Origin of the sequence: Paenarthrobacter ureafaciens, from assembly GCF_004028095.1 — a bacterium.
Lineage (GTDB): Bacteria > Actinomycetota > Actinomycetes > Actinomycetales > Micrococcaceae > Arthrobacter > Arthrobacter ureafaciens.
Window position 1 is genome coordinate 367,282 of the sequence record NZ_SBHM01000006.1, and the last position, 13,727, is coordinate 381,008.

Annotated in this window: 13 protein-coding genes; 3 read left to right on the plus strand and 10 right to left on the minus strand. The window is 64.2% G+C overall.

The genetic code is table 11. The features are described from left to right. Positions 1 to 70: 70 nt before the first annotated feature. The gene (locus AUR_RS02800; protein WP_241650858.1) at positions 71 to 781 is read left to right on the plus strand and encodes a spermidine synthase; all 711 of its coding nucleotides are present in this window, start codon (positions 71 to 73) and stop codon (positions 779 to 781) included. A 29-nt stretch (positions 782 to 810) separates the two neighbouring features. Here the strand turns inward: AUR_RS02800 and rsmD are convergent, their stop codons facing one another. The 4 genes from rsmD to thiL are packed head-to-tail and all read right to left on the minus strand — an operon-like array spanning position 811 to position 5,699. Next, positions 811 to 1,377, minus strand: a complete 567-nt coding sequence (rsmD, locus tag AUR_RS02805; RefSeq protein WP_031216031.1) for a 16S rRNA (guanine(966)-N(2))-methyltransferase RsmD — start codon at positions 1,375 to 1,377, stop codon at positions 811 to 813. Positions 1,378 to 1,422: 45 nt separating this feature from the next. Continuing rightward, positions 1,423 to 3,678: an ATP-dependent DNA helicase RecG gene (locus AUR_RS02810; RefSeq protein WP_062099232.1), complete on the minus strand. Its 2,256-nt coding sequence runs from the start codon at positions 3,676 to 3,678 to the stop codon at positions 1,423 to 1,425. Continuing rightward, positions 3,668 to 4,663: a DAK2 domain-containing protein gene (locus AUR_RS02815; RefSeq protein ID WP_021470827.1), complete on the minus strand. Its 996-nt coding sequence runs from the start codon at positions 4,661 to 4,663 to the stop codon at positions 3,668 to 3,670. Before AUR_RS02815 ends, AUR_RS02810 begins: the two co-directional genes overlap by 11 nt. A gap of 22 nt (positions 4,664 to 4,685) precedes the next feature. Beyond that, complete coding sequence (gene thiL / locus AUR_RS02820) at positions 4,686 to 5,699, minus strand: thiamine-phosphate kinase (protein WP_021470828.1); 1,014 nt, start codon at positions 5,697 to 5,699, stop codon at positions 4,686 to 4,688. 53 nt (positions 5,700 to 5,752) lie between these two features. On the opposite strand from thiL, the gene AUR_RS02825 reads away from it, so the two are divergent. Further along, positions 5,753 to 6,247 (plus strand): DUF3515 domain-containing protein, encoded by a 495-nt coding sequence (locus tag AUR_RS02825; RefSeq protein ID WP_062097072.1) that lies wholly within the window; start codon positions 5,753 to 5,755, stop codon positions 6,245 to 6,247. A 16-nt stretch (positions 6,248 to 6,263) separates the two neighbouring features. Here the strand turns inward: AUR_RS02825 and AUR_RS02830 are convergent, their stop codons facing one another. From AUR_RS02830 to leuC, 6 genes are all read right to left on the minus strand, one after another. Then, a complete protein-coding gene (locus tag AUR_RS02830) occupies positions 6,264 to 7,403 on the minus strand; it encodes a D-alanine--D-alanine ligase family protein (protein ID WP_021470830.1) in 1,140 nt (379 codons plus the stop codon). Beyond that, on the minus strand, positions 7,403 to 8,455 hold the full coding sequence (locus AUR_RS02835) for an NAD(P)H-dependent glycerol-3-phosphate dehydrogenase (protein ID WP_021470831.1): 1,053 nt from the start codon (positions 8,453 to 8,455) through the stop codon (positions 7,403 to 7,405). The genes AUR_RS02830 and AUR_RS02835 overlap by 1 nt, the downstream gene beginning before the upstream one ends. Continuing rightward, the gene (locus tag AUR_RS02840) at positions 8,452 to 9,270 is read right to left on the minus strand and encodes a lysophospholipid acyltransferase family protein (RefSeq protein ID WP_021470832.1); all 819 of its coding nucleotides are present in this window, start codon (positions 9,268 to 9,270) and stop codon (positions 8,452 to 8,454) included. Before AUR_RS02840 ends, AUR_RS02835 begins: the two co-directional genes overlap by 4 nt. Before the next feature lie 12 nt (positions 9,271 to 9,282). After that, positions 9,283 to 10,608, minus strand: a complete 1,326-nt coding sequence (gene murA / locus AUR_RS02845) for a UDP-N-acetylglucosamine 1-carboxyvinyltransferase (RefSeq protein ID WP_021470833.1) — start codon at positions 10,606 to 10,608, stop codon at positions 9,283 to 9,285. A gap of 215 nt (positions 10,609 to 10,823) precedes the next feature. Then, positions 10,824 to 11,423 (minus strand): 3-isopropylmalate dehydratase small subunit, encoded by a 600-nt coding sequence (gene leuD / locus AUR_RS02850; protein ID WP_021470834.1) that lies wholly within the window; start codon positions 11,421 to 11,423, stop codon positions 10,824 to 10,826. Between the two features lie 9 nt (positions 11,424 to 11,432). Beyond that, on the minus strand, positions 11,433 to 12,884 hold the full coding sequence (leuC, locus tag AUR_RS02855) for a 3-isopropylmalate dehydratase large subunit (protein ID WP_021470835.1): 1,452 nt from the start codon (positions 12,882 to 12,884) through the stop codon (positions 11,433 to 11,435). Positions 12,885 to 12,997: 113 nt separating this feature from the next. Here leuC and AUR_RS02860 point away from each other — a divergent pair, with 113 nt between their 5' ends. Continuing rightward, positions 12,998 to 13,717 (plus strand): IclR family transcriptional regulator, encoded by a 720-nt coding sequence (locus AUR_RS02860; protein ID WP_014922101.1) that lies wholly within the window; start codon positions 12,998 to 13,000, stop codon positions 13,715 to 13,717. Positions 13,718 to 13,727: the final 10 nt, after the last annotated feature.

Sequence of the window (13,727 nt, forward strand, 5' to 3'; positions counted from 1 at the left end):
GGGCGTCCGGCACGACGCGTCACGGTTCCTTCGCACCACCGGCCAGCACGCCACGATCGATGCCGATCCACTGGTACCGGGAAGCTACATCCTGAGCATTGGCGGCGCCGAACAGTCGCACGTGAACCTTGCCCATCCCAATGAGATCTTCTATGAGTACCTCCGCCGGATAGGCCACGTGGTTGACCTGGTTGCCGAGCCGGCGGCCCCGGTCTCGGCCCTGCACCTTGGGGCAGGCGCGCTGACGCTCGCCCGCTATATCCAGGCGACGAGGCCCGGTTCCGTGCAGCACGCAGTCGAGTTGGAGCGGGAGCTCTTGGACTTTGTGCTCCAGAAGCTGCCGATGCCCGGAGGCACCCACCTGACCACCCACATCGCAGATGCCCGCGAAGCACTCGCTGCCCTTCCCGCCGGACTGGGATTCGACGTCGTCATCCTCGATATCTTCTCCGGCCCCGACGCTCCCCCGCACATCGCCTGCCGGGAGTTTTATGAAGAGGCTGCCCGGCGGCTGGCCCCCGGCGGTGTCCTCATTATCAACGTGGGAGACGAGCCCGCCCTGACCTTGGTGCGGAGCCAGGTAGCAGCCCTGCGCCAGGCCATGCCTGATGTCGCGGCGGTTGCCGAGGCCGGAATGTTTGAAGGCCGATATCCCGGCAACATCATCCTGGTAGGCACGCAGGCGCCGTGGCCTGCGGACTGGTCACGCGAACTCCTGGCCCGTGGACCGCATCCGGCCGCCGTTCTCAGCGGAGTGGAACTGGACAAGATCTCCGATTAGGCCGGTTCGGCATGTCCGATCAAGTCCGATTAGGCCGGTTCGGCGAACCACAGTTTGGTTTCGCCGTACTTCTTGTCCGAAAAGCACTCCATGGCCTCAGGCCACCCTGGTTCGGCGCTGCGTGAAGACCGCTCCACAACAACTACTGCTCCTTCATCCAAGTGCGGGGCCAGTTTCCCCAACACTGCGCTCAGGGCTGCCTCGTCCAAGGGATACGGCGGGTCCAGGAACACGAGGTCCCACAGGACGTCCCCACCGGCGCGCTCGAGGAATGATTCCACCTTGGACCGGTGGACGGAGACGGTCTTCCTGCCCAGGACCTGGTTGACCATGTCCGCATTACGTTGGCAAACATCGCTGGCACGGGCATCAAACTCCACCAGCTCAACGCTGCGGGCGCCACGGCTTGCCCCCTCGATTCCCAGCGAACCGGAGCCTGCGTAGAGATCCAGCACGCGGGCGTCGTCAATCACGGCCAAGGACTCCAGCCGGGAGAAGAGCGCTTCCTTGACGCGGTCCGTGGTTGGCCGCGTCGCAGTGCCCGGAACGGATGTGAGCGGGTTACCGCCGGCTGCTCCCGCAATGATGCGGCTCATGGGCATCCACCGGACAACAACCATGCCAAAAGCTTCCGGCCTGCACTAACCGCGTTCAAGGAACGCCTCCTTCTCCGGGTTCAAGTAGTCGTCGATAGCAGCTGCCAGCGACGGTTGGTGCGTAAGGGTGGGGTCCCCGGCAACCAAGGCCTGGGCGTCTGCTCGGGCCCGGGCGATAAGGTCCTCGTGCTCCAAGACGCGCAGGAGCTTCAGGGTGGAGCGCCCGCCCGACTGTGAAGCACCCAGGATGTCGCCTTCGCGCCGCAGCTTAAGGTCCTCTTGCGACAGCTCGAATCCATCCGTGGTGGAAGCCACGGCATCGAGCCGCCGGCGGCTGGGATGGCCCGGCTCCAAGGTAGTGACCAGCAGGCAGGTACCCGGCAGCCCGCCGCGGCCTACGCGTCCACGCAGCTGATGGAGCTGGGAGATTCCGAAGCGGTCTGCATCCAATATCACCATCAGCGTGGCGTTGTGGACGTCAACGCCCACCTCGATGACAGTGGTGGAGACCAGGATCTTGGTCTGGTTCGCAGCGAAGGAAGCCATGGTGCCGGACTTGACGTCGGGATCCTGGCGGCCGTGGAGCGGCGCCACCGGGACGCCACTTAGCGATGGCTCCTGGAGGAGGGATTCGACGACGGCGTTGACGGAGGCGAGCTCACGGGCCGGCCCTTCGTCCGACAGCTCCGCGTCGCTGGGTTCCGCCTCCCCGGGACTGAAATCGCCGTCGTCGTCCGAACCGATCTTGGGGCATACGACGTAGACCTGGTGGCCCGCATCCACTTCCTCGCGGGACCGCTTCCAAATCCGGTCCGCCCAACCGGGGTTTTCCGCCAGACCAACCACATGGGTTGAGATTGGCGCGCGGCCGGCGGGCAGTTCATCCAATACGGAGGTTTCGAGGTCACCAAACACGGTCATCGCCACGGTCCTGGGAATAGGCGTAGCCGTCATGACCAGGAGGTGTGGCGGCCGCTGTGCCTTTGCCCTGAGGGCATCGCGTTGTTCAACACCGAACCGGTGCTGTTCGTCCACCACGATGAGGCCCAGGTCCTGGAAGGAGGTCTTGTCGCTGAGCAACGCGTGGGTCCCGATAACGATTCCGGCGTTGCCTGACGCGGCATCCAGCATGGCCTGTTTACGGGCGGACGTTGGCATCGACCCCGTCAAGAGAGTCACCTGCACGCCGGGCTCTGCGGATCCGCCGCCGAGCATCCCTGCTCCGCCGAAGAGTCCGTCGCGGGACAGCCGGCCCAGCGTCCTGCGGATGGAGTCGTAATGCTGCGCTGCGAGCACTTCAGTAGGCGCCAGCAACGCCGCCTGGCCGCCGGAATCCACCACCTGCAGCATGGCACGCAAGGCGACGATGGTCTTGCCGGAGCCCACTTCGCCCTGGAGCAGGCGGTTCATGGGCGTGTCCCGCCCCAGTTCCTCCGACAACGTCTTACCGACGGCGGACTGGCCTGCCGTCAGGGTGAAAGGGAGATTGCGGTCAAATTCTTCCAGCAGGCCCCCGCTCACGCGACGGCGGGCGGTTGCTTCCTCTGCAGCCAACTGCGCACGCCTGCGTGCCAAGGCCGTCTGGAGCACCAGCGCTTCCTGGTAGCGGAAACGTTCCTGTGCGCGCTGCCAATCCTTCGCAGTCTCCGGAGAATGGATCAGCCGGTAGGCCTCCGCCACACTGAGCAACCCGTCCCTGCGGACCACCTCTTCGGGCAAAGGATCAGCCAGTGCGTCCAGATCCAGCGTTTCAAGCAAGGCCTTGATCACTTTGTGGATGGACCAGCTGGTCAACTTCGCCGTTGCGGGATATACCGGGATGGGCATGGCCGCAAGCTTCCCGGGATCCACGGACCCCTCTGCCTCCGGATCCTCATCCAGCAGGAGAAAGTCCGGATTCGTCAGCCCCAGGGCGCCCCCGTACCGCGAGACCTTCCCCGAGAACATGGCCCGGCGTCCCGGGAGCAGCTCGGCCTTTGCACGGAAACCGTTGAAGAAGCTGACTTTCAGGGTCCCTGCAGCACTGCTTCCGCCTACCTCATCGGTAACAACGACGTCGGTGATGGTGCCGCGGCGGGCACGCATTTGCCGTGTGCTGTTGGAAACCACCCTGGCAATCAGGGTCACCTCTTCGTCCAGCGGCAGTTTACTGATGGGGGTCAGTTCGCCGCGGCTGAGGTACCGGCGGGGAAAGTAGTTGAGCAAGGAACCGGTGCTCCGTAGTCCCAGGTGCTTTTCGATGACCCCGGCTGACCGCTTGCCGATCCGGCGCTCAAGGGGAAGTTCAAGTTCAGTCGTCATGCCCGCCTGCGGCATCCCTCGGAACGGCCAACTGGCTGACGGCGATATCCGCCGGTTCTCCCAGGGAGCGAATCAACTCAACTGCCGGTCCGGGATCCGGAACGTGGACGTGGATCCGCCAACGGTAGCTCACGTCCATGGGCGAATCGTCATCGTCTTCCGCCCTGGCTGCTCCGCCCACCTGGCTCATAATGACGGAGTCACCCATTTCGTCCAGCCGCTGCCGAAGCACGGCGGCATCAAGGGGCGAAAGATCGATGGTGCACATGACTTCAACTCCGTCATCTGCCGGCATGTGCTGATGGATGTGGGGATCCTGCAGCTTGTAGCCATGCAGGCCATCCAGAAGTTCATCCTGGAGTTCTTCGCCCAGTACGGCGGACCTCAGGCAGTCCAGGACCAGCAGCATGCCAACCCCGCCGGCATCCACTACATGGGCCTCGTGCAGGGGAGCCAGTTCGTCCTCCGTCCGAACCACTGCCTGGAAAGCAGCTTCCACCGCGGCATCCAGGGCAAGGCCCAAGGCGTGGTTGCTCTGGTCTCCCTCCTGGTTTGCGTCCACAGCCTGCGCCGCGTGCGCGGCTGCTTCAAGCACGGACAACATGGTTCCGGACACGGGTTCACTGAGTGCCGACCATGCGCGGATCTGCGCACGGTGCAAGGCCGCTGCAAGCAACGGAGCGTTCAACCGGGGTTTTCCGGCCAAGGGTTCGGCCGCGGCAGACAGGAAAACGGCGATCAACGTGCCGGAATTTCCCCTGGCCCGCTCCATGGCTGCCTGTCCCGCGCGGGCCAGCACCGCACCGACGTCGTTCCCGGTTTCGACTGAGTCAGCAGGGCCGCCCAAGGCTGCGGCAGCCGCCCGCATGGTCAAATAGAGGTTTGTTCCCGTGTCACCGTCAGCCACAGGAAAAATGTTGATCGCATTGAGGCGGTCGCTGTGGTTTCCCAGAACCACTTCGGCTTTGTTGAGCCAACGCTTCATTGCGTGCGCGTTCGCTGCGATCTTAGTCTGCAAAATGATCCCATCCCACGGTGTCGGCAGGCTGCCCTGCAATCCGGACGCTGCCGCCCGGTGACTCGTCAACGGCCTGAACCGAGCCTATCGCAGTAAAGCCCGCCGGCAGCTGAATTCCAGCCGGGAACGTGGCCAGCAATCCGTGGTCTTCTCCCCCGCCCAGGACCCACGCCATGGGGTCAATGCCCAGCAGTCCGGCAGCGGCCTCCAACGGAGCGGCGTGTGCCTTCAACGCTACGGGATCGAAATCCAGGACCACGGTGCTGGCTGCCGCCATCCTGCCGGCGTCCCGGATCAGGCCATCGGAAATATCCATCATTGCCTTTACACCGCTGTTCGCCGCCAAAGGTCCTGCGGCCAGGGGCGGTATGGGCCTGCATTGGTTTTCGACCAGTGCTTTCTGCTCCGGCGTCAGGCTGGCCATGGCCACACTGCTTTCAAGCAGCGCCAGGCCTGCTGCGGCCCGGCCCAACGTTCCGGCGACGGCCACGACGTCCCCCGCTTCCGCACCCGAGCGCACCACCGGAGGGAGCCCGCCAAGCGTCCCGACGACGGCGACAGTCACCCCAAGCTCCCGTCCGCGGCCAAGATCGCCGCCCGCCACCGAACAGTCCGCTGCCCCGAGGTCCCTGATGGCGGCCGTGAGTCCGTCGGCGAAATCCTCCACCCAGGAAACCTGCGTGGCAGGAGGCATGGTCAGGCTGACCACCAGGGAGGTGGCGCGTCCGCCCATGGCATTGATGTCGCTAAGGTTCTGGGCGGCCGCCTTCCAGCCGACGTCAAAGCCCGTGGTCCGGTAACCGTTGTTCCACTGCAGCCGGAAGTCCTGGTCCTGCGTTTGGGTATCGATGGAGATGAGGGTCCTGCCATCCGGAGCAGCAACCAACGCGGCGTCATCGCCGGGGCCCAGAAGGACCGCGGAAGTCCGGTTCAGGCGGGGAAAAATCCGGGCCAGCAACTCTGATTCAGAGAGGTGGGCAACGGTCAACTGTTCTTCAAGCACGGTCCTACGCTATCGCGAGCGACCGACAGAATAATGCGGGATAGGCTGGAGTGATGCACCGAAAGACCCTCCGCCGGACGGTTGCGGCCTTCGCCGTCTCCGGAACGGCCGTCCTTGCACTGTCTGCCTGCTCTCCCGCCGTTGACGTCACGGCCGCGAACGATGCCGCCAATCCGGCCTGCGCTCCCATGATGGTGGCACTGCCTGACAAGATCGGCGACGCGGGCCTCCGCAAGACCAACAGTCAGGCAACCGCGGCTTGGGGCGACCCATCGCAGGTCATCCTCCGGTGCGGGGTCAACGTACCGGGCCCCACCACGGACCGTTGCGTCACTGTGAACGACATCGACTGGGTGATCAAGGAAGGCGATCCCTACTACACATTGACCACGTACGGCCGGGAGCCGGCTACTGAGATCCTCATGGATCCGGACAAGATCAGCTCCGCGACAGTACTGGCGGACCTTGCCGCCGCAGCCGGCAAAATCAAGACAACGCGGCAGTGCATCGGCCAGGAAGACCTGCAGAACCTGCCGTCCGACAAGTAGCGGGACGGCAGGTCTGCTAGCGCAGCCCGGTCTTTCGAGTCAGCGCAAGGTGGATGAGTTCGTCGATCAGCTCACCGTAAGCAAGCCCCGAGGCGGCCCACATCTGCGGATACATGCTCTTGGGCGTGAAGCCGGGCATGGTGTTGATTTCGTTGATGATCAAGTCACCTGACGGAGTGTAGAAGAAGTCCACCCGGCTCAAGCCTTCCGCGCCCACCGCATCAAAGGCGACTGCGGCAAGTTCTCGGACGCGGGCTATGTCCTGGTCAGGCATGTCGGCCGGGCAGCTGAGGGCCGCGGCACCGTCCTCCACATACTTCGCCGCGAAGTCATAGAACTGGTGCTCACCGGCCGCAACGGCGATTTCGCCGGGCATGGACGTCCGCGGGGCATCCGTTCCGCGCCCCTGCAGGACGGCGCACTCAATTTCGCGGCCGTCTATTCCTGCTTCGATGACCAGCTTGAGGTCGTGCCGGCGGGCTTCTTCAATGGCGGCGTCAAGGCCATCAAGGGAGTCGACCTTGGAAATGCCCATCGAGGAGCCCGCGCGTGCAGGCTTAACGAAGACCGGGAATCCCAGCTTGTCCACGCGCTTGCGGACAGCTTCGGGATCGGTCAGCCATTCCCTGTCCGTCACAGCGATGTACGGGCCCACGGTCAACCCCGCGGCCTCGAAAACCACCTTCATGAAGTGCTTGTCCATGCCTACGGCGGAGGCCAGGACTCCTGCGCCCACGTAGCGGGTGTCGGACAACTCCAGAAGTCCTTGGATGGTCCCGTCTTCGCCCCACGGGCCGTGGAGCAGCGGAAACACGACGTCCACGGAGCCCAGCTCCTGAGGTACGGCGTTGGGTTCGGTGACAACGAGCTGATGCTCTCCCCCGATTTCTGCCAGGGTGACTGTCTTCTCAGATGCGGCAACCTCAGGCAGGGCCGAGGAACTCAGCGACCACTGGCTGGTATCGCCTGAAGCGAGCACCCACTGGCCTGACTTGGCGATGCCGATGGGCACGACGTCGTACTTTTCCCGGTCTATGGCACCCATCACGCCGGCGGCGGTGACGCAACTGACGGCGTGCTCACTGGAGCGCCCGCCAAACAGGATCGCCACCCGGGGCCGCCGTCCGGCAGCGGGAGTTGAATTTTCTGTCACCATCAGTAGTCGCCTTCGGACTTCAGTGCCCGGGCCAGCAGGCGTGGCCCCAGGTCATCAACGGACATCTTGCCTTCCAGCACCGCCACCACGGCAGCGGTAATGGGCATCTCAACATCGAGCTTGCCGGCAAGCTCATGCACGGCCGGTCCCGACTTGATGCCTTCGGCTGTTTGGGTCATGCGGGCGGCTACCTGATCCAGGCTGAGGCCTTCACCCAAGAGGCGCCCGGCGGTGTGGTTGCGCGATAACGCGGAAGAGCACGTCGCCACGAGGTCTCCCAATCCCGCCAGGCCGGCCATCGTATGGGCTTCTCCCCCGAGCGCCAAAGCGAGCCGGGACGTCTCGGCCAGGCCACGGGTAATCACCGAGGCCTTGGTGTTGTCCCCCATCTGCTTGCCTTCGCAGATGCCGACGGCCAAGGCAATGACGTTCTTGACGATCCCGCCGATCTCGACGCCAACCACGTCAGTGCTGGTGTACGGCCGGAAGTACGGCGCAGTACAGCAGAGGGCGATGGCCGCAGCAGTTTCAGCGTCGCTGCACGCCACCACGGATGCGGTGGGCTGCTCCCGTGCGATCTCCATGGCAAGGTTCGGTCCTGACACCACGGCAACCCGCGAGGCCGGGATACCCAGCTCCTGGGCGATCACTTCGCTCATGCGAGCGTCGGTGCCGAGCTCAAGGCCCTTCATCAGGGAGACCACTATGGCATTGGGCTCCAGGAGCGGCTTCCACTCGCTGAGCTGGGGCCGCAGGGACTGCGCGGGCACGGCCAGCACAACCAGGCCTGCTCCCTTGAGGACCTCGGAAACGTCGGTGGAAGCGGTGATCGTGGCCGGGAGGCTGATGCCGTCCAAGTACTGTTCATTCCGATGGACGGAGTTGATCTGGTCCACTACCTCGGCACGGCGACCCCACAGGTGGATCTTCCGATCCGCCCCTGTGGCGTCGGCAGCATCGGCAAGGACTTTGGCAAAGGTGGTTCCCCACGACCCGGCACCCAGCACGGCCACCTTGTCCGCAGCCGGCACGCCAGTTTCGATCAGCGTCATTTGCCGCCCTCAAGATCCGGAGCCTCGGACGCTCCCGTTGGGTTTGCTTCGGTCGACGCCGCGGAGCCCGGTTTCAGGCCGCGCTCCACAAAACGTCCGTGCTTGGCTTGCTGGTGGTTGGCCGGATCCCAGCGCTCAGCCGGTGCCTGCTCGCCCCGCAGTGTTTCCAGGAGCCCGGTGATGGCGTCCATGATCAACTCCGTGGCCTCAGCCAACGTCGTACGGTCCATGGGCTTGTCCCTGAAAGCGCTCAGGTCCACGGGTTCTCCTACCAGGACCCGGACCGTCTTCCGCGGAAAGATGTGGAACCGCTTTGCATAGCGGGGGAACACTTCCTGGGCGCCCCAATGGGCCATCGGCACTACGGGCGCGCCGGTCTGCAACGCCAAACGGGCTGCCCCGGTGTGGCCCTTCATCGGCCACAGATCGGGATCCCTCGTGAGGGTCCCCTCCGGGTAGATGATGATGGACCCGCCGGCATCAACCACCTCTTTGGCGACCTGCAGCGAGCGGTTCGCACCCGCCGTCGAACGTTCCACCGGTATCTGCCGGGTGGCACGCAACAGAGAGCCTAGTACGGGCACCTTGAAGAGGCCCGATTTGGCAAGGAAGTGCGGCGGGCGCTTCTGGTTGTACAGCATGTGGCCGATCACGATGGGGTCGATCTCAGTGCAATGGTTGGGCACGGCGATGAAGCCACCCTCGGGGAGCTTCTCCGTTCCCTCCCATTTCTTCGCCATGAGGACGTTCATCAGCGGACGCGCGATGCCTGCCAGAAACACGAATGTGGCACGGCTCTTGGCCGATTCCTTCAAAGGGGTCCCCTGCTACTTGGTAGTGGTGATGTCGAAATCGGCACCAAGGCCCGCGAGCTTCTCAGTGAAGCGCTCGTAGCCACGGTTGATGATATCGATGCCGGTGACCCGCGAGGTACCGGTTGCTGCCAGGGCGGCGATCAGGTGGCTGAAACCGCCGCGGAGATCGGGGATGTCAATTTCGGTGCCGCGGAGCGGAGTGGGGCCGGAAATCACGGCGGAGTGCAGGAAGTTCCGCTGGCCGAACCGGCACGGAACACTGCCAAGGCATTCGCGGTGGACTTGGATATTCGCCCCCATGCGCGCCAAGGCATCGGTAAAGCCAAAGCGGTTCTCGTACACGGTTTCGTGCACGATCGACACACCTTCGGCCTGCGTCAGGGCAACCACCAGGGGCTGCTGCCAGTCCGTCATGAACCCGGGGTGTACGTCGGTTTCCAGCACCAACGGCGTCAGTTTTCCGCCGGGGTGGTAGAAACGGATGCCGTCGTCGCCGATGTCCATCCCGCCGCCCACCTTCCGGTACGTGTTCAGGAACGTCATCATGTCGCGTTGGGATGCACCTTCAACGAAGATGTCACCCCGCGTGACCAGCGCGGCCGAGGCCCAGGAAGCGGATTCGTTGCGGTCTGCCAGGGCCCGGTGGTTATAGCCGCCGAGGTCCTTGACGCCTTCAATCCTGATGGTGCGGTCCGTCTGGACACTGATGATCGCGCCCATCTTTTGGAGCACGGCAATGAGGTCAACCACCTCGGGCTCCGTTGCTGCGCCGGAGAGCTCGGTGATTCCTTCCGCGCGGGTAGCGCTGAGGAGAACCTGCTCGGTAGCACCCACGGAAGGATACGGCAGGGAAATCTTGGCGCCGTGGAGTCCGTTCGGTGCCGAAATGTGGATGCCGCCGGGACGCTTCTCCACCACGGCACCGAACTGGCGAAGCACGTTCAAGTGGTAGTCGATGGGGCGGTCCCCGATCTTGCAGCCGCCCAGGTCCGGGATGAAGGCCTCGCCGATCGCGTGGATCAACGGCCCGCAAAGCAGGATCGGGATCCTGGAATCGCCTGCGTGGGCGTCAATGGCGGTGCTGGACGCGGTCTTGGCGTCCTTGGGGTCCAACGTCAGGTCTCCCGTCGCCGGGTCTTTCACCACCGTCACGCCATGGAGCTGCAGGAGGCTGGTGACAACCTCGACGTCCTTGATTTCCGGCACGTTCCGCAGCACGGAAGGTTCACTGCCCAGCAGTGCCGCAACCATGGCTTTGGGTACAAGGTTCTTGGCCCCCCGAACGGTTACTCGTCCGGTCAAAGGGACGCCACCGCGGATTGTCAGAACACTACTCATCTATACCGGTTTCCTCACGACTACTCGCCCCCCAATACTTTCAAAGGCTCCTGCTAAGCATAGAAGCTCGCGTTACCTAACCGAAATGCAGCCCCCGCGCGCCGGGTTCATCGCATGGCCCCGGGCTCCCTGCGAAAAAAGACCGGAGGCCCTGGTGAAAGGGACTTCCGGTCTTTTTCGATGGGCGTATGTTGCCCCTTTATGCGTCTGCTAATTCAGCTCCTGGCAGGAAGCGTCGTCGGCTTGAAAGATGGCCGGGTGGCCTCGTAGGCAGTGATGTCCGCCTCGTGCTGCAGGGTGAGCCCGATGTCGTCGAGGCCTTCCAGGAGCCGCCAACGCGTGTAATCGTCAATCTCGAACGGGGCAACCACATTGCCGCATTCGACGGTCTTGGACACGAGGTCCACCTTGACCTCGGCACCGGGATTGTTCTCCAGCACCTTCCAGATGAGCTCGATGTCATCCTGGGCAACCTCGGCCGCCAGGAGCCCCTGCTTGCCCGAGTTGCCCCGGAAGATGTCGGCAAAACGGGAGGACAGGACAGCCTTGAAGCCATAGTCCTTCAGGGCCCACACGGCATGTTCACGCGAGGAACCCGTGCCGAAGTCCGGTCCCGCCACCAGGACGGAACCTGCGTTGAACGGGGCCTGGTTGAGGATGAACGATTCATCCTTGCGCCACGCGGCAAACAGGGCGTCCTCAAAGCCGGTACGGGTGATGCGCTTGAGGTAGACAGCCGGGATGATCTGGTCCGTATCCACGTTGCTCTGGCGCAGCGGAACGCCGATTCCGGTGTGGGTGGTGAATTTTTCCATGGGATCCTCCTAGACTGCGGTTCCGGTCAGCGTGGCGGCGGGGGCGGATTCAAGATCCGACGGCGAGCTCAGAGTGCCGCGCACGGCGGTAGCTGCGGCAACCACGGGTGAAACCAAGTGCGTGCGGCCACCCTTGCCCTGGCGGCCTTCGAAGTTGCGGTTTGACGTGGACGCGCAGCGCTCTCCCGGCTCCAACTGGTCCGGGTTCATGCCCAGGCACATGGAGCATCCGGCAAAACGCCACTCGGCACCGAAGTCCTTGAAGACCTTGTCCAGCCCCTCTGCCTCGGCTTCGAGGCGGACGCGGGCGGAACCCGGGACCACGAGCATGCGGACGTTCGGGTCCTTTTCGCGGCCACGGATGATATCTGCCGCGGCGCGCAGGTCCTCGATGCGGGAGTTGGTGCAGGAACCCAGGAAGACAGTGTCCACCCTGATGTCCTTCATGGGAGTTCCGGCTTCCAGGCCCATGTAGGTCAGTGCACGTTCGGCGGCCAGCTTGGCGTTCTCATCACCGAAATCCTCCGGGGACGGCACCTTGGCCGAGAGGGAAACGCCCTGGCCCGGGTTGGTACCCCAGGTCACGAACGGCTCAAGGGTGTTGGCGTCCAGGTCCACCTCGACGTCGAACGTCGCGTCGTCGTCGGTATGCAGCGTGTTCCAGTATTCGACGGCGGCGTCCCAGTCGGCGCCCTGGGGCGCGTGGGGGCGTCCCTGCATGTAGTCGTAGGTGGTCTGGTCCGGGGCCACCATACCGGCACGGGCTCCGGCCTCGATGGACATGTTGCAGATCGTCATGCGGGCATCCATGGACAAGGCACGGATGGCCGATCCGCGGTACTCCAGGACGTAGCCCTGGCCGCCGCCGGTGCCGATCTTGGCGATGACGGCCAGGATGATGTCCTTGGCCGTGACCCCCGGGCGGAGCGTGCCCTCGACGTTGATGGCCATGGTCTTGAAGGGCTTCAAGGACAACGTCTGGGTTGCCATGACGTGTTCGACTTCCGAAGTGCCGATGCCCATTGCCAGCGCGCCGAATGCGCCATGGGTTGAGGTGTGCGAGTCACCACAGACCACTGTCATGCCGGGCTGGGTCAAACCGAGCTGCGGTCCAACGACGTGAACAATGCCCTGTTCCTTGTCACCGAGGGAGTGCAGGCGGACACCGAACTCCTTACAGTTGGCGCGGAGGGTTTCAATCTGCGTGCGGCTGGTCAGGTCCGCGATCGGCTTGTCGATGTCCAAGGTCGGCGTGTTGTGGTCCTCGGTGGCAATGGTGAGGTCAACGCGGCGCAGCTTGCGGCCGGCCAGCCGCAGGCCTTCGAATGCCTGTGGCGAGGTGACCTCGTGAACCAGGTGCAGGTCAATGAAAAGAAGGTCTGGCTGGGCATTGGCTCCTTCGCCTTCACCCTTGCGCACCACGTGCGCGTCCCAGACTTTCTCGGCCAGTGTCTTTCCCACGGCCTGCTCCCTTCGAAACTGTTGATTGATCTACACCCACTCAAGCAGCACGGCTGCAAAGTAGGCCAGCGAAACAACTTGCATCTCAGATATTGAGACGGCAATATCATTACATGGACAATTCTAGTGGAGTCGGTGTCATTGATAAAGCGGCCCAGGTACTGGACGCCCTCGAGGCCGGGCCCACCACGCTGGCCCAGCTGGTAGCGGCCACCGGACTGGCCAGGCCGACCGTTCACCGGCTCGCGCTTGCCTTGGTCCACCACCGGTTGGTCAGCCGGGACATCCAAGGGCGGTTCGTCCTGGGCAGCCGCCTCGTGGAACTGGCCTCCGCAGCGGGCGAGGACCGGCTCATCGCTTCTGCCGGACCCGTGCTGATCCAATTGCGCGATGCCACGGGCGAGAGCGCCCAGATCTTCCGCCGCCAGGGAGACTGGCGTGTCTGCGTCGCCTCCGCCGAGCGGCCCATAGGTTTGCGCGACACCATTCCCGTAGGCACCCAATTGTCCATGAAGGCCGGGTCCGCCGCGCAGGTGCTCCTCGCGTGGGAAGACCACGACCGTCTCCTGGAAGGCCTGCAGAACGCACGGTTCACGCCCACCGTCCTGGCAGGAGTACGACGCCGGGGCTGGGGCCAGAGCCTCGGCGAGCGCGAGCCGGGGGTTGCCTCGGTTTCCGCGCCGGTACGGGGTCCTTCCGGCCGCGTCATTGCCGCAGTGTCCATCTCGGGCCCGATTGAGCGCCTCACCCGCCAACCCGGCCGCCTGCACGCCGAGGTAGTCTGCAATGCAGCCAGGGTGCTGACCGAGGCGCTCCGGAAGAACAACGACTAACCAAGGACGG